General features: G+C 63.9%; 13 protein-coding genes. 7 read left to right on the forward strand and 6 right to left on the reverse strand.

Annotated elements, in window-relative coordinates; all coding sequences use genetic code 11:
• Positions 1-45 precede the first annotated feature (45 nt).
• On the forward strand, positions 46-963 hold the full coding sequence (locus tag ACS13N_RS24940) for a LysR family transcriptional regulator (RefSeq protein WP_438934269.1): 918 nt from the start codon (positions 46-48) through the stop codon (positions 961-963).
• A gap of 146 nt (positions 964-1109) precedes the next feature.
• Positions 1110-2726: an amidase gene (locus ACS13N_RS24945; RefSeq protein WP_438934270.1), complete on the forward strand. Its 1617-nt coding sequence runs from the start codon at positions 1110-1112 to the stop codon at positions 2724-2726.
• Positions 2727-2793: 67 nt separating this feature from the next.
• On the opposite strand, the gene ACS13N_RS24950 is transcribed toward ACS13N_RS24945, so the two are convergent.
• Positions 2794-4053: a glutamate carboxypeptidase gene (locus ACS13N_RS24950; RefSeq protein WP_438934271.1), complete on the reverse strand. Its 1260-nt coding sequence runs from the start codon at positions 4051-4053 to the stop codon at positions 2794-2796.
• Positions 4054-4374: 321 nt separating this feature from the next.
• Here ACS13N_RS24950 and ACS13N_RS24955 point away from each other — a divergent pair, with 321 nt between their 5' ends.
• A complete protein-coding gene (locus tag ACS13N_RS24955; RefSeq protein ID WP_438934272.1) occupies positions 4375-5427 on the forward strand; it encodes an aldo/keto reductase in 1053 nt (350 codons plus the stop codon).
• On the opposite strand, the gene prfH is transcribed toward ACS13N_RS24955, so the two are convergent.
• From prfH to ACS13N_RS24980, 5 genes are all read right to left on the reverse strand, one after another.
• Entirely contained in the window at positions 5424-6056 is a 633-nt protein-coding gene (gene prfH / locus ACS13N_RS24960) for a peptide chain release factor H (protein ID WP_438934273.1), read from the reverse strand. The two genes, ACS13N_RS24955 and prfH, sit on opposite strands and share 4 nt — an antisense overlap.
• On the reverse strand, positions 6056-7186 hold the full coding sequence (locus ACS13N_RS24965; protein WP_438934274.1) for an RNA ligase RtcB family protein: 1131 nt from the start codon (positions 7184-7186) through the stop codon (positions 6056-6058). The genes prfH and ACS13N_RS24965 overlap by 1 nt, the downstream gene beginning before the upstream one ends.
• A 262-nt stretch (positions 7187-7448) precedes the next feature.
• Positions 7449-7655: a DUF2783 domain-containing protein gene (locus ACS13N_RS24970; RefSeq protein ID WP_021193910.1), complete on the reverse strand. Its 207-nt coding sequence runs from the start codon at positions 7653-7655 to the stop codon at positions 7449-7451.
• 30 nt (positions 7656-7685) lie between these two features.
• A complete protein-coding gene (locus ACS13N_RS24975) occupies positions 7686-9365 on the reverse strand; it encodes an FAD-dependent oxidoreductase (RefSeq protein ID WP_438934275.1) in 1680 nt (559 codons plus the stop codon).
• A 75-nt stretch (positions 9366-9440) separates the two neighbouring features.
• A complete protein-coding gene (locus ACS13N_RS24980) occupies positions 9441-10400 on the reverse strand; it encodes an MBL fold metallo-hydrolase (RefSeq protein WP_438934276.1) in 960 nt (319 codons plus the stop codon).
• Between the two features lie 294 nt (positions 10401-10694).
• Between ACS13N_RS24980 and ACS13N_RS24985 the strand changes: the two genes are divergently transcribed.
• The 4 genes from ACS13N_RS24985 to ACS13N_RS25000 all read left to right on the forward strand — a co-directional run bounded on the left by ACS13N_RS24985 (position 10695) and on the right by ACS13N_RS25000 (position 15343).
• On the forward strand, positions 10695-11579 hold the full coding sequence (locus tag ACS13N_RS24985) for an IclR family transcriptional regulator (protein WP_438934277.1): 885 nt from the start codon (positions 10695-10697) through the stop codon (positions 11577-11579).
• 125 nt (positions 11580-11704) lie between these two features.
• Complete coding sequence (locus tag ACS13N_RS24990) at positions 11705-12757, forward strand: branched-chain amino acid ABC transporter permease (protein ID WP_438934278.1); 1053 nt, start codon at positions 11705-11707, stop codon at positions 12755-12757.
• Between the two features lie 4 nt (positions 12758-12761).
• Positions 12762-14588: a branched-chain amino acid ABC transporter ATP-binding protein/permease gene (locus tag ACS13N_RS24995; protein WP_438934279.1), complete on the forward strand. Its 1827-nt coding sequence runs from the start codon at positions 12762-12764 to the stop codon at positions 14586-14588.
• Positions 14589-14599: 11 nt separating this feature from the next.
• A complete protein-coding gene (locus ACS13N_RS25000; RefSeq protein WP_438934280.1) occupies positions 14600-15343 on the forward strand; it encodes an ABC transporter ATP-binding protein in 744 nt (247 codons plus the stop codon).
• Positions 15344-15349 lie beyond the last annotated feature (6 nt).

Genomic DNA, 15349 nt, shown 5'->3' on the forward strand with positions numbered 1-15349 from the left:
ATGCGAGAATGCGTGCTATTGATACTGTGAATATCGAGGCGTCGCATGCTCAACCTGCGCGATGTGGACCTGAACCTGCTGGTGGTCTTTCAAGAAATCCTGCGGGAGAAGCGCATTTCCGTGGCAGCTGAGCGTCTGGGGCTGTCGCAGCCGGCCGTGAGCAACGCGCTGGCCCGGCTGCGCCAGACCTTCGACGACGAGCTGTTCGTACGCACCCCGCGCGGCATGATGCCGACCGCACTTGCCGAGCAATTGGCCGAACCGGTGGCTACGGCGCTGGACACCTTGCAGCGGGCACTGGGCCAGCGCACGCATTTTGAAGCGGCCAGCTCCACGCGCACCTTCACCATTGCCATGAGCGACGTCGGCGAGGTGTATTTCATGCCGGTGCTGGCGCAGCTCTGTGCCGAACAGGCGCCCGGCGTGCGCATCGACACCCTGCGTGCCGGCGGGTTCGACATGAAGGCGGAGATGGAGGCGGGCGCCATCGATCTGGCCATTGGCGCATTCGATGATCTGTCGGGGGAGAGCATTTTCCAGCGCCGCCTGTTCCAGCAAGACTACGTGACGATGTTCCGGCACGGCCACGTGCTGGCGGACGGTGACCTGACGCTGGAGCGCTTTCGTGCGGCGTCGCACTTGGTGGTCGCGAGTTCAGCCAGCCCCTACAACGCCATCGGGCCGTTGTTGGACAAGGTGGGGATCACGCAGTCGGCGCGCTTTTCGGTGCCGCACTTCGTGGCGGTGCCGTACATCGTCAGCACGACGGACCTGATTGTGACGGTGCCGCGCAAGCTGGCCGAGCGGGCGGCGCCGCCGTTCGGGCTGCAGTTCGTGGCACCGCCGCTCAAGCTGCCGGCGCTGCAGACCAATGTGTTTTGGCATCGGCGCTTCCATCAGGATGCCGGCAACCAGTGGTTGCGCAACCTTGTCGCACAGCGGTTTGCGGAGGTGGCGGGGTAGCGTGTTTGCTGTGCTCCTAATGTTGGCAGGACGTTTACTCTCGAAGTAATGAATGGCTGCCCAGGTTGATTGAAGCGGGGAACAGCGGGTCCTAGCATGGTCTCCAGCAAAGTGACGCCCGATCACATATCAACCATGGAGACAGCATGAAAGCAGAGATGCAAGGGCAGGAATGCTCGGAAGAGCGCCGTCGGTTTCTCGTCAAGGGCGGGGCGATTTCGGGAGCGATGCTGGGTACCGCCGTATTCGGTAGCGTGCCTGGCATGGCCGCGGCAGCCAATGCCGGTGCCGCCACGGTGCAGGCAACGCCTGCCGGCAACGTGTCGTCGGACATTGTTTCGATGGATGCCGTGACGCTTTCCTCTGCGATCAAGGCGCGCAAGGTTTCCTGCCGCGAAACGATGGCGGCGTATCTGGCGCACATCGAACGCGTCAATCCCAAGGTCAATGCGATCGTCGCGCTGCAGGATGGCGATGCCTTGCTCAAGCAGGCCGACGCGCGCGACAGCGAGCTTGCGCGAGGTGAATACCGGGGCTGGATGCATGGCATGCCGCATGCCGTGAAAGACCTTGCGGCCACAACGGGCATCAAGACCACCTACGGCTCGCCGCTATACAAGGACAACGTGCCCAAGCACGACGACATCTTCGTCGAGCGCATCAAACGCCAGGGCGCCATCCTGATCGGCAAGACGAATACACCCGAGTTTGGCCTGGGGTCGAACACGTATAACCCCGTCTATGGCACGACGCTCAATGCTTACGACCAGTCCCGCATTGCCGGCGGAAGCAGTGGCGGCGCTGCCGTGTCGCTGGCCTTGCACCTGGTGCCGGTGGCCGACGGCAGCGACATGATGGGGTCATTGCGCAATCCGGCTGCATTCAACAACGTCTACGGTTTCCGCCCTTCTGCGGGTTGCGTGCCGTCCGGGCCGTCCGACGAACTGTTTCTCGGTGAGTTGAGCACCAACGGCGCGATGGGTCGCACGGTGACCGATCTTGCGACGCTGCTGTCCACGCAGGCCGGCTATGACCCAAGGGCACCCCTGTCGATTCAGCAGGACCCAGCCCGTTTTGCAGCGCCGCTCAAACGCGATTTCCGTGGCACCCGCGTGGGCTGGCTGGGTGATCTCAATGGCTACCTGCCGATGGAGGCGGGGGTGTTGGACTTGTGCCGCCAGTCGCTGAAAAGCTTCGAGGCCATCGGGTGCCGGGTTGAGGACACGGACCTGAATTTCTCGCCGCAACGCCTGTGGCAAACCTGGCTGACGATGCGTCACGCCTCGGTGGCCGCCAGCAAGGGCGAGGCCTACAAGGACCCGGCCAAACGTGCACTGATGAAGCCGGAGCTGATCTGGGAGATCGAAGGCGGCCTGAAGCTGAGCGCGCAGGATTACTTCAGGGCATCGGCCGACCGCAGTGCCTGGTACAACGCCATCAATGCGCTGTTCGCACGCTACGATTTTCTGCTGTTGCCGACCGCGCAGGTCTTCCCGTTCGATGCCAAGACGCATTGGCCGGCGAGCGTCGCAGGAAAGACCATGGACACGTATCACCGCTGGATGGAGGTGGTCACGCCGGTGTCGTTGTCCGGCAGCCCCGCGATGAGTGTTCCGGTGGGCTTTGGCGCGCAGGGGTTGCCGATGGGGGTGCAGATCATCGGCAAGCGCCAGGCGGATCTGGCCGTGCTGCAGCTCGCCTATGCGTATGAGCAGGCGACGCAGTGGGTGCAACGCCGTCCGCCGGCGCTGCTGGGTGCGTAATTGGCAACTGTTGGCGTCATGGCGTGTCATCCCCAATACAAAGCAGGGATAACACGCCAGGCACGCATCAATTGCTGGGCTTGCCCTTGCCCATCACTTCCATCATGCGCACCGTGAGGTACAGGCGCGGCACCACGCTGTCGAGGTCGGCCCATTCATCCGACGAGTGGAGCCGGTCGCCGACGATGCCCATGCCGTCCAGCACGACCGGCTTGCCGGTGTTGGGGTGGTAGGCGAAACCGGCATCGGTGCCATAGCGCATGGCCACCGGCTTGATCGACTTGCCGAGTTCCTTGTAGATGCCGTCTGCGGCGGCGGCCAGGTGGTCGCTGTCGGCATTCCGGCTGAAGGGCGGGCGGCGGTTCTCGACCTTGACCTTGACGTCGGTGTCGGCAATCAGCTTCTTCTGGATGATCTTGTCGGCATCGGCCTGCACGCGCTGCACTTCGGCCACGTCGGACATGCGCATGTCGGCGGTAGCGGAGGCGGCCTCGGGGATGATGTTGACGCGATCGCCCGAGCGGACCACCGTCCAGTTGACCGTGGTGCCCTTGGCCGGGTCGCCCAGATCCTTGAGTTGAACGATCTGATTGGACAGTTCCAACGCGGCATTGCGGCCGGCTTCCGGCGCCGAGCCTGCGTGCGATGCACGGCCCTTTACGTCCAGATGTACATAGGCGATGCCGTTGGTGGCCACTGTCACCACGTCGGCCTCGGGCGGCTCATACACCAGCACGTAATCCTGCTCGGCCGACAACTTGCTGATCAGGCTGCGTGAGCCGAGCGAGCTTTTTTCCTCATCGGGGTTGAACAGTACGGTCAGCGTCTTGTAGTCCTTGAAGCCGCGCTCGCGGGCGATTTCCAGCGCGTAGAGGATCAGCAGTGCGCCGCCCTTGGCGTCGGCTACGCCGGGGCCGGTGGCCTTGTTGCCGGTGATTTTGAACGGGCGCTTGGCGGCCTCGCCGACGCCGAAGACGGTGTCGTAGTGAATCATCAACATGATGTTCTGCGTGCCGGTGCCTTGCAGCTTGCCAATCACGGCCTTGCCTGCAGCCGGCGGCGCGGCAACGACTTCGACGCTGGCGCCGAGGTCTTTCAGACGTTGTGCGAGGACCGCTTCGACTTTGGCCAGCCCATTGGCATCGTCAGTGCCCGTGTCGATATTGACCAGCGTGGCCAGGTCTTTGACGAAGGCATCTTTGCGCTGTTGTGCGGCTTGGAGCAAGCCGCTATCGGTGTTGGCAGCCTTGGTGGGCTGTGCGAATGCGGTGGCGGAGGTGGCGCAGGCCAACGCCGCTGCCAGTGACATCAGTTGTCTCTTTTTCATAGCTGTTTGTTCTGATGGATGGAGCGATTGTGAAACGGGTGCGCGTCGCGCCGATCAACAATCGCGAGGAATTATCGCACTGGGTTTTCACGAGGTGTGCCGGAGGGGCGCTTGCTGGAGTGTCAAGCGCTTTCCGATCGGGTACGCAAAGCGCACCAGTCGCCAGCAGCATTGGTTGCAGGCATCGAGCGGCGAGCCCCCAAACACCCACCAGAATGATGTGCCCTGCACGGTTGGCCAATCCGTCCTATCCTCTGCGCTGTTTCCAATGCGCGAGCCTGTGTGCTCGGCATTCAATCACCACGTACCGGAGTGGATCACATGCGTTACAACATGTTGGGACGGACGGGCCTGTTTGTATCGGAACTGTGCCTTGGGACGATGACGTTTGGCGGCAATGACGGCATCTGGCAGCACATTGGTGATCTGCAGCAGGCGGATGCCGAACGGCTGATTGGCCGCTCGCTGGAGGCCGGCATCAACTTCATCGATACGGCGGATGTGTACTCGAACGGCGTGTCGGAGAAGATCACCGGGCAGGCGCTCAAAAACCTGAAGGTGTCGCGCGACAGCGTGGTCGTCGCCACCAAGGTGTTCGGCCAGACCGGTGAAGGTGCGAACGCGCGCGGTGCGTCGCGTTATCACATCATGGATGGGGTCAAGGCGAGCCTGGCGCGCCTGCAGCTTGACCATATCGACCTGTACCAGATCCACGGTTTCGATCCGGCCACGCCCATTGAGGAAACGGTGCGTGCGTTCGACACTCTGGTGCAGCAGGGGCATGTGCGCTACGTCGGCGTGTCGAACTGGGCGGCCTGGCAGATCGTTAAGGCGCTGGGCATTGCAGAGCGCCTGGGTTGCGCGCGCTTCGAAAGCCTGCAGGCGTATTACACCGTCGCTGGTCGTGACCTGGAGCGCGAATTGGTGCCGATGCTCCAAAGCGAAGGTCTGGGCTTGATGGTGTGGAGCCCGTTGGCTGGTGGCTTGCTCAGCGGCAAGTACACCCGTGAGCAACAGGGCGAGCAGGGTAGCCGCCGCACAACGTTCGATTTCCCCCCGGTGGACCGCGAGCGCGCCTACACCTGCATCGATGCCATGCGCGTCATGGCCGATGCGCGCGGCGTGTCGGTCGCGCAGATTGCACTGGCCTGGCTGCTGCACCAGCGCGTGGTGACCAGCGTGATTGTCGGTGCCAAGAAGGTCGAGCAACTTGACGACAACATTGCCGCCACCAAGGTTGAGCTGACGACGGAAGAGCTGGCGCAGCTCGATGGCCTGAGCAAACTCCCTGCCGAATACCCCGGCTGGATGCTGGAGCGCCAGGGCGAATACCGGCGCGGCCAGCTTGCCGGCACGCGGCAGGCCGGCCGCTAAGCACCGGACGCCGGCTCGAACCGTTCGCCCTTGAACACACGGCGCGGGTTGCCGCGCTCCACCTGGTGATGGAGCGCGCGCCGCTCTGCACGCTGCGTCGCGGTGGTCGCCGCATCATGGTTCGCCAGCTTGTGTGCGAGCAGCAGCACGGCCAGCCGCTTGTTGGCGTGCTGGCTGCGCTCGGTCTGCACCTTCACGCTGATGCCCGTGGCGACGTGCGTGGCTCGCACGGCGGACTCTGTCTTGTTCACATGCTGCCCACCCGGACCAGACGAACGCGTGGTCTCAAAGCGAATCTCGCCAGGTAGCGTTTCCGATGGCGCCGGGCAACGTGCCACGCCGAAGAACCAGTTCTTGCGTGCATGCCGCGGGCCGTTGGCGCGATATGGGCTGGGGCACGTCCATTGGATCGTGCCCTCCCATGCGCGCGCCACGGCGTCTTCAGCATCGCCCTCCAGGCTGACCAGCGCGGAACGCAGCGTGCCGGCACGTTCGCCATCCTCCTGTTCCACCAGTTCGAGTTGAACGCCTGCGTCTGCGGATTCGCGTTGCAGGCGTGCAAGTGCTTTCGCCACCGCCAGTTCGCATTCCGCCGGCCCCTGCGCAGAAGAGAATTGCAGCAACACCATCAGCAGCACTCCCCACGCGTCTTGTAGGTCAGCACCGGGCGCAGGCGCGCGAGCACCTTCACCAGGCCAGCGTCCACCAGTGGGGCGATCACGCTGTCGATCGACTTGTAGGCTTCGGGAGCCTCTTCATAGATCAACTGCTTGTCTTCGCAGATGACGTGGCTGCCGAGCTTGGTCCGGTTGAGTTGCGCCGGGGTGAAGCGGCGCACGAGGCGGTCCTTGCAATCGCTGCGCATCCACTTGCGGCCCGCGCCGTGTGCAAGCGAGAACAGGCCGTGCTCGCTCGGCAGCGGGGCCACGAGGTAGCTGTAGTCCCCACGCGAACCGGGGATGACGACCACACCCGCATCTGACGGCGTTGCGCCCTTGCGATGCAGCCAGCCGCGTTCGCCATGGACCGTGGCCGGTGCGACAAAGTTGTGATGCACATCGAGCAGGAGTTTGCCCTGCGCGTGCAAGCGGTCCAGCATGCGGCGTGCGATCAGCTCGCGGTTGGCCTTGGCAAAGTGCAGCGCTGTGTCATGGCGCTCCAGATAGGCCGCGCACGCGGGGTCGTTCTGCGACAGCCCGCTGTGGCCGTGCGCGCGAACTTGTTCTTCCAGGATCGCCTGGCCTAGCCCGCGCGAGCCGCTGTGTGCCAGCAGCAGAAGCTGACGCGGGTTCAGCGAAATGCCGGACGCCTCGTCGTAGATGTCATCCACGCGCAGCAGTTCGGCAAAGTGGTTGCCACCACCGATGGTGCCCAGTGCGGCGTCAAAGCCGCTGCCCGCGGGAGCCAATGCCGCTGCCAGTTCTCGCCAGCTTTCGTCGAGCGGCGTATCGATGTTGCCGAGCCGCTTGTCGAGCTTGTCCAGGCTGAGCTTGTTGGCATCGATGTCCGTTGCCCACAGCGTCATGCCGCAGCCGATGTCACCGCCGATCAGCGCCGGATACAGGCGGCCGACCGAGAAGAACGCCGCGCCCACGGGGTAGCCGCGGCCCGGATGCAGGTCGGGCATGCCAGCCACATGGCGCATGCCGTCGAGTGCTTTGGTGATTTGAAGTTGTCGGATCGCATCGCCTTCGATCCAAGTGTCGTCCGAGGCGATCAGGGTGCCGCCATCGAACAAATGCAAGATGCAATTGCCCATGAATATTCCATATCAGGTCTGAAAAAAATCTGATGTGGCAGGCCGGAGCCTTGGGGCAATGCGAAGACGCTGTGTGCTACAGCGCGAGAGATTCGATCAACCCAGGCAAGGGCCTGCAAAGGGGAAAGCAAGGTGACGCATGATGTTTTTTCCTCCTGTGCAAAGTAGTTGATCGGTAAGCGGTGCGGATACTAGCACCGCACTTTGCGCAGTCGCAAGTGCGATGCCGTGCGAGTGTTGGATTGTTGAAACGCGATGGCGCTTACGCGGTGGTTGCGGGCAATGCCAGTCGCGCAGCCGCCAACGCTTCGCGCAGCACCGCCATGTCGCCGATATGGTTGGCCAGCAGCAGGATGAGCTGCGCGTTGAGCATCGCGCTTTGCTCGTCGCTCAGGTTGCGGTGCGTGTCGATCAACGCCTCGTAGAAATCGTCCGGGCGCGGCAGGTTGGGTTGTGTGTTCAGCGGCATGGTGGTCGGCGTTGAGCTCAGGCGCTGGGTTTAGACGATCGCGGTGGCGCGAGGCGTTGCGGCAGATGCCGTCTGGCCACCGGCTCGCAGCAGTGCAGCAGTCAGCTTGGCGGGGTCGAATGCGCGCCAGCGTGCGCAGACGTGCTGATCCGGGCGGATCAGGTAGGTGGTGCCGGGCCGCGCGTCATAGCGTTGCGCGACAAGGCCGTCGACGTCTTCGAGCGCGGTCACGTTGGCCGAGACCGTGCCCTTGCCGCCCGAAGGGAAGATCGCGAGTGTGGGCAGGGGCAGTGCATCGACATGTTCGCCGACGCCGCAGAAGCGCAGCACGGTGAAGCTGTCGCCCAGGTGGGAGAGCAGCCAGTCTGCATGGCCATCGGCGTTGCGTACCGGCGCATCCAGGGCAACCGCACCCGGCACCAGTGCGCCGGCAAATGGCGCTTCATCAGGTGTTTGCAGTGGCGAGCCTTCGAGCACCGTTGGCATCGACAACCGCCCGCTGTTGACCAACGTGCGTGCAAACGGATAGTGCTTGGCCAGCCGCAGCGTGGCATCGCGAAAGAGCCGGCTGACTGCACTCTTGGGCGTGATGAAATCGGTGGAGCGGGTGGAGTGGCGGATGTTGTCGTCGGCAGCGAATTCGCGCTCGCTGGCGTAGGTGTCGAGCAACGTGTCGGGCGCATCGCCATTGAGGACCATGCGCAGCTTCCACGCGAGGTTCTCGGCGTCTTGCAGGCCGCTGTTGGCGCCACGCGCGCCGAAGGGCGACACACGATGCGCTGCATCGCCGATGAAGAGCACGCGGCCGTGGCGGAAGCGGTCCATGCGTTCGCACGAGAACGTGTAGACGCTGACCCATTCCAGCTCGAAGTCGACGCCCGCACCGAGCAGCGCACGCACGCGTGGGATGACGCGTTCGGGTTGCTTTTCGGCCACCGGGTCGGCATCCCAGCCGAGCTGGAAGTCGATGCGCCAGACGTTGTCGGGCTGGTGGTGTAGCAGCACCGATTGGTTCGGGTGGAACGGCGGATCGAACCAGAACCAACGCTCGCTGGGGAACGGCGCGTCCATGCGCACATCGGCGATCAGGAAGCGATCCTTGAACGTCTGGCCATGCGCTTCCAGGCCCATCACGTGGCGTACCGGGCTGCGCGAGCCATCGGCGGCCACCACGTATTGCGCGCGCTGCGTGTAGGTGCCGTCGGGCGTCTCGATGGTAAGCGTCACGCCATCGGCATCCTGTGCGAGGCCCGTCACCTTGTTCTTCCAGCGCAGCTCGATGTTGGGCAGCGCCTGGGCTCGCTCAGCGAGGTAGCCTTCGACATAGTACTGCTGCAGGTTGATGAAGGCCGGCCGGTGGTGGCCGGCTTCGGGCAGCAGGTCGAAGCTGTAGAGCAGTTCGTTCTTGAGGTAGACCTTGCCGACGTTCCAGCTCACGCCTTTGTCGACCATGCGGTCGCCGCAGCCAAGGCGGTCGAAAATTTCTAGCGAGCGCTTGGAAAAGCAGATGGCACGCGAGCCGGTGGACAGCGTGCAGTCGTCATCCGCGACAACAACGGGCACGCCCTGCTGCGCCAGGTCAATGGCCGTGGCCAGGCCGACCGGCCCCGCACCAACGATGACGACAGGGCGCGATGCAGTTGCCGCACTGGCCTGCTGTTCAGCGCACGGCGTGTAGGAGAAAACGCGGTTCTGGAAATCGGGGTTCATGTCTCGCTCGCACCCGCGGCGGTCCTGGCCGCCGCTTTGTTGGTGGAATCAGTTCACGGCAGAGGTGCTGCTACGTCAGTTCTGCAGTGCAGCCCACATTTCCTGGTCACGCTGGGCGGTCCAGATGCGGGGGTGCTTGATGCCACTGGCTTCGTCAAAGGCACGTGTCACGTCAAACGGCAGGCAGTGCTCGTAGATGAAGACGTGGCCGAACTTTGGGTCCATCGCCGCGCGGGTGTGGGCCATTGCGGCCTTGAGGTCCATTTTTTGCGCCACGGCTTGCTTGCCGCGTTCAAGCAGGGTGGACACGAAATCGCGCGTGTAAGCGAGGCCCTTGTCGACTTCTGCCGGGTTCAGCAGCGCCGGGCCGCGGCCGGGCACGAGCTTGTCGGCGCCCAGTGCACGCAGCGCATCCAGCGTGGCGGGCCATTCTTCGAGCTGGGCGTCACCGCAGTAGCAGGCGGCGTCGTATTCAACCAAGTCGCCCGAGAACAGCACCTTTTGGGACGGAATCCACACCACCGTGTCGCCCTTCGTGTGGCCGGCGCCCAGGTGCAGGATCTTCACTTCCAGCTTGCCGAGGAACAGCGTGAGTTCGCGCTCGAACACCAGCGTCGGCCAGGTCAGGCCGGGCACGGTCTCGACGCCGGCAAACAGACGCGGGAAGCGTTCGATTTCCGACTTCATATCCGCTTCGCCACGCTCGACGATCATCTCGTACGTGCCGCGGCTGGCGATGACGTTTTGCGCGCCTTCAGCAAAGTAGGCCGACGCGCCCAGCACGCGCACTGCGTGGTAGTGCGACAGCACCACGTGCTTGATCGGCTTGTCGGTGATGGCGCGGATGCGGGCGATCAGGTCTTGCGCCATGGCCGGGGTGGCAGTGGTGTCGACGATCAGCACCGAGTCGTCGCCGATGATGACGCCCGAGTTCGGGTCGCCCTCGGCGGTGTAGGCGTAGGCGTTGGGAGAGAGCTGGGTGAAGGTGACTTGTTTGGCCTCGAGGTCGGCTTGCGAGGCGAAGGCTTTGGCCATTCTGTCACTCCTGTCGTAGTGAATTACGGTTGGGGGAATTTATTTCGGTGGCGAAGATGCCGTGAAAGCGTGGTTGGGGGCACGCAGATGTCAGGCAAGACCGAACGTTGGCTATCATAGACCGTGCGGTTGGGTGGCGCGCCTAGGGTATACGTTTATTATGATTAGAAGCATTGTTTCTACAATGCATAAAAATTAAAACGCCGTTAACGGCGGCGGTCCGCATGCTACGCTCGCAGCACTTGCCAGCTCCGGCACTGCCCGGTGCTACCCAACTTGCGCCCCCACGAGGACATGGAGACCACTGAAGTCGAAGACGATCTGCCACCCGATGGCGATGCTGACGATGCGCGCGCAAATCGCGACCGTTCCGGCATCCAGTCCATCGAGGTCGGCTCGCAATTGCTGGTGGCGCTGACGCATGCCATGCGCGCGATGGCGCTGGGTGATCTGGCACGTGCAGCGGGCATGCATCCGTCCAAGGCGCATCGCTATCTGGTGAGCCTGCAGCGCGTGGGTGCTGTCTCGCAAGACCCGCTCACCGGTCGTTATGAGCTCGGGCCCTTTGCACTGCGCCTGGGGTTGGCCAGCCTCAACCGCACTGATGCCATCGTCCGCACGCGGCCCTTGCTGGCTGCAATGCGGGACCAGACCGGCCACACCATCGGCATCGCTGTGTGGAGCGATCGCGGCCCAACCGTCGTGCACTGGGAAAAGGCCGGCGGCGCACCTGGGGTGAACCTGCGCATCGGTGACGTCATGCCGATGCTCAATTCCGCTACCGGCCGCCTGTTTGGCGCATATCTGCCGATCGAGCAGACGCTGCCGCTGGTCGAGCGCGAACTGCACGAGCGCGCCAGCGATGATCTGCCGGGTCTGCCGCGCTCGCTGACGGACTATTACCGTCTGTGTGAAGACATCCGCAGGGAGGGCGCGTCGTGGGTCTCGGGCAGTCTGTTGCCCGGGGTGAGTGCGCTGTCGTTGCCGGTGTTTGGCGAGCGCGGGCAGTTGGCGCTGGTGCTGATTGCGCTGAACCTGCAACCGCTGTTTCATGCGGAACGTGGCGGCGAACTGGAGGCGACGCTGCGTGCATTCGTGACACAGCTGTCGGCCATGCTGCGGGCGCCGGCACCAGAACCCACCAAGGCGGGGGCCAAGCGAGCCCGTGCGATGCGCTAGCGAGGCGTTAGGGTTCTCGCCAATTTCATCCTGCCGTAAGAAATTTACTATCTCGTAACTCGTGGCGCCCCCTCGCGCTTTTTTGCTTCCGCGCGAATCCCACGACTACAAGAACGAGGAGACTCATGGACTTGTCGATTGCCGCCATCCTGGCACAGGACGGCGTGACGTCGGGCGCGATCTACGCGCTCCTGGCATTGGCGCTCGTGCTGGTGTTTTCAGTCACGCGCGTGATCTTCATCCCGCAGGGCGAGTTCGTGGCGTATGGCGCGCTCACGCTGGCGGCGATTCAGGCCAACAAGGCGCCGCTGTCCGCGTCGATGCTCGTTGCCCTCGGCGTGCTGACCTTCCTCGTTGAGATGGGGCGCACGCTGCTGCAACCCGAGTTGCGCCTGCATGCCTTGCGCACGGGCGCGATCTACGCGGGCAAGTATCTTGTCTTTCCGCTGGCGGTGTACGCCGCGGCCAGCATGCTCGCGCCGATGGCGTTGCCGATGGCCGTGCAGGTGGCGCTCGCGCTGCTGATCGTCATTCCGATGGGGCCCATGATCTACCGCTTGGCCTACGAGCCCCTGGCCGAGGCGAGCACGCTGGTGCTGCTGATCGTCTCGGTGGGCGTGCACTTTGCGATGGTGGGGCTGGGCCTCGTGATGTTCGGCGCGGAAGGCTCGCGTACGGATGCCTTCTCGGATGCGCGCTTCGATCTGGGCGCGCTCTCGGTGTCAGGCCAGAGTCTGTGGGTGGTGGCGGTGTCGCTGCTGATGATCGTGGCGCTGTACTTCTACTTTGGCCGTACGGTGTCGGGCAAGGCACTGCGCGCCACGGCGGTGAATCGCCTCGGTGCGCGGCTCGTCGGTATCGGCACCACGCAAGCCGGGCGATTGGCTTTCACGCTGGCAGCGGCGCTGGGTGCGCTGTGCGGCATCCTGATCGCACCGCTCACCACGGTGTACTACGAATCCGGTTTCCTGATCGGCCTGAAGGGCTTCGTGGGTGCCATCGTGGGTGGGCTGGTCAGCTATCCAGTGGCTGCGCTGGGCGCGCTGCTGGTGGGGCTGCTGGAGTCGTATTCATCGTTTTGGGCGTCGGCGTTCAAGGAGGTGATCGTGTTCACGCTCATCCTCCCCGTGCTGCTGTGGCGGTCGCTCACCACCAAGCACGTCGAAGAAGAGGAATAAGCCGATGACCACGCTCACCAAATCTTCCGACCAGGCTGGCCAGCGCGGCTGGCTTTCGCGCAACCGAGTGCTGACGGCGCTCTTCGTGGTTGTGTTGGCGCTGATCCCCGTGGTGCCCACGCCCGAGTTCTGGATCACGCTCTTGAATTACATCGGGCTCTATAGCCTTGTCGCGCTGGGTCTTGTGCTGCTCACGGGTGTGGGTGGGCTGACCTCGTTTGGACAGGCAGCGTTTGTTGGGCTGGGCGCGTACAGCACAGCCTATCTGACGACGCAGTACGGGCTGTCTCCGTGGCTCGGCTTGCTCGCGGGGCTGATCATCACGATGGTCTGTGCTTATGTGATTGGACTCATCACGATGCGCATGTCGGGCCATTACCTGCCGCTGGCGACGATTGCCTGGGGGCTGTCGCTGTTCTTCCTGTTCGGCAACCTGGAGTTCCTGGGCAAGTACGACGGACTGAACGGTATTCCGGTGTTGAATGTCCTTGGCAAGCCGCTGCAGACCGGGCGCGAGATGTTCTACCTGATCTGGGCAGTCGTGGTGGTGGCGGTGCTGGCGGTGCAGAACCTGTTGAACTCGCGCCCCGGCCGCGCTATCCGTGCTCTCAAGGGTGGCGGCACCATGGCCGAGGCGATGGGCGTGAACACGGCGTGGATGAAGGTGGTGATCTTCGTGTTTGCGGCGGTGCTGGCGTGCATCTCGGGCTTTCTCTACGCGCACCTGCAGCGCGCGGTGAACCCGACGCCGTTCGGCCTGAACTACGGCATCGAATACCTGTTCATGGCGGTGGTCGGTGGCGTGGGCCATGTGTGGGGTGCCGTGCTGGGCGCGGGCTTGCTGACCATTCTGAAGGACAGCCTGCAGAGCATCCTGCCGAAGCTGCTGGGCTCCAACGGCAACTTCGAGATCATCGTGTTCGGTGTGCTGTTGGTGCTGTTGTTGCAGCACGCCCGCGATGGCGTATGGCCCTTCATCCGCAAGCTGTTTCCGTCGGCACCGACGGCCCGCGCGCCGGAAGATGCGCCCGCGCTCAAGCAGCGCGAGAAGCCGCAGGCTGGCGAGTTGATCCTTGACGTGCGTGCCGCACGCAAGGAGTTTGGGGGCCTCGTCGCTGTGAACGACGTCAGCTTTCAGGTGAAAGCCGGCGAGATCATTGGCCTGATCGGCCCCAACGGCGCGGGCAAGTCGACCACTTTCAACCTCGTCACCGGCGTGCTGCCGGTCACGCGCGGCGAGGTGCTTTACCGAGGCGAGCAGATCAGCGGCAAGCCCTCGCGCGAGATCGTCAAGCGCGGCATCGGCCGGACTTTCCAGCATGTGCAGTTGCTGTCGGGCATGACGGTTCTGGAGAACGTGGCCATCGGCGCCCACCTGCGCGGCGATTTCGCGGCGCAGGGCGGAGTGCTAGCCAGCGTGGTGCGCATGAACCAGGCCGAAGAGCAGAAGCTGCTGTTCGAGGCGCGCCGCCAGCTGGAGCGCGTTGGCCTGGCCGATTGCATGTATCAGGAAGCCGGCAGCCTAGCGCTCGGCCAGCAACGGATTCTGGAAATCGCCCGTGCACTGTGTTGCGATCCGGCACTGCTGCTGCTGGACGAACCGGCCGCCGGCCTTCGCTACAAGGAGAAGCAGGCCCTGGCCGCGCTGCTCATCAAGCTGAAAGCCGAAGGCATGAGCGTGCTGCTGGTCGAGCACGACATGGACTTCGTCATGAACCTGACCGATCGGCTCGTCGTGATGGAGTTCGGCACCAAGATTGCCGAAGGGCTGCCGCAAGAGGTACAGCAGAACCCGGCCGTCCTGGAAGCCTATCTGGGCGGTGTGGAATAAGGAGAGCGCGCATGTCGATCATTCTCGAAGTGAAGGACCTGCACGTCCGCTACGGCAAGGTGGAAGCGCTGCACGGCGCCAACCTGAAGGTGGGGGCGGGGCAGATCGTCACCGTCATCGGCCCGAACGGCGCGGGCAAATCGACCATGCTGGGCGCCATCATGGGCGCGCTGCCGACCACGGGTTCGGCCAACGGCGTGGTCTCGTATCTCGGTCACAACCTGACCGGGTTGCCGGTGGAAAAGCGCGTGGCGCGCGGGATGTGCCTGGTGCCAGAAAAGCGCGAGCTGTTCTCCACCATGAGCGTGGAAGACAACCTTGTGCTCGGTGCCTACCGCCGTAAGCGGGCGGGTGAGCGCAACTACCTGGATCAGATGGACGTGGTCTACAGCCTCTTCCCGCGCCTGAAGGAGCGTCGTGTGCAGGAGGCCGGCACGCTCTCCGGCGGTGAGCGCCAGATGCTGGCCGTAGGCCGTGCGCTGATGGCCAAGCCGCAATTGCTGATGCTGGACGAGCCCAGCCTCGGCCTCGCGCCGCTGATCGTCAAAGAGATCTTCCACATCATCAGCGACCTGCGCAAAACCGGCGTCGCAACGCTGCTGATCGAGCAGAACGCGCGCGCCGCCCTGCAGGTGGCCGACTATGGCTACGTGCTGGAAACCGGCGACATGACGCTAGAAGGCCCGGCGCAGGAGCTGGCCGTCAACCCGCGCGTGATTGAGACCTACCTGGGCCTGGCGAAGAAGGCAGCCTGAGCGCTG

Origin of the sequence: Ralstonia sp. 24A2 (assembly GCF_051783885.1) — a bacterium.
In the GTDB taxonomy this organism is placed as follows: domain Bacteria; phylum Pseudomonadota; class Gammaproteobacteria; order Burkholderiales; family Burkholderiaceae; genus Ralstonia.

Coding starts and splice junctions, on each gene's coding strand:
- ACS13N_RS24950 (WP_438934271.1), bottom strand. CDS start 4,053: ATGAAAAAGAGACAACTGATGTCACTGGCAGCGGCGTTGGCCTGCGCC.
- ACS13N_RS24985 (WP_438934277.1), top strand. CDS start 10,695: ATGGAGACCACTGAAGTCGAAGACGATCTGCCACCCGATGGCGATGCT.
- ACS13N_RS24975 (WP_438934275.1), bottom strand. CDS start 9,365: ATGAACCCCGATTTCCAGAACCGCGTTTTCTCCTACACGCCGTGCGCT.
- ACS13N_RS24980 (WP_438934276.1), bottom strand. CDS start 10,400: ATGGCCAAAGCCTTCGCCTCGCAAGCCGACCTCGAGGCCAAACAAGTC.
- ACS13N_RS24990 (WP_438934278.1), top strand. CDS start 11,705: ATGGACTTGTCGATTGCCGCCATCCTGGCACAGGACGGCGTGACGTCG.
- ACS13N_RS24970 (WP_021193910.1), bottom strand. CDS start 7,655: ATGCCGCTGAACACACAACCCAACCTGCCGCGCCCGGACGATTTCTAC.
- ACS13N_RS24940 (WP_438934269.1), top strand. CDS start 46: ATGCTCAACCTGCGCGATGTGGACCTGAACCTGCTGGTGGTCTTTCAA.
- prfH (WP_438934273.1), bottom strand. CDS start 6,056: ATGGTGTTGCTGCAATTCTCTTCTGCGCAGGGGCCGGCGGAATGCGAA.
- ACS13N_RS24955 (WP_438934272.1), top strand. CDS start 4,375: ATGCGTTACAACATGTTGGGACGGACGGGCCTGTTTGTATCGGAACTG.
- ACS13N_RS24965 (WP_438934274.1), bottom strand. CDS start 7,186: ATGGGCAATTGCATCTTGCATTTGTTCGATGGCGGCACCCTGATCGCC.
- ACS13N_RS24945 (WP_438934270.1), top strand. CDS start 1,110: ATGAAAGCAGAGATGCAAGGGCAGGAATGCTCGGAAGAGCGCCGTCGG.
- ACS13N_RS25000 (WP_438934280.1), top strand. CDS start 14,600: ATGTCGATCATTCTCGAAGTGAAGGACCTGCACGTCCGCTACGGCAAG.
- ACS13N_RS24995 (WP_438934279.1), top strand. CDS start 12,762: ATGACCACGCTCACCAAATCTTCCGACCAGGCTGGCCAGCGCGGCTGG.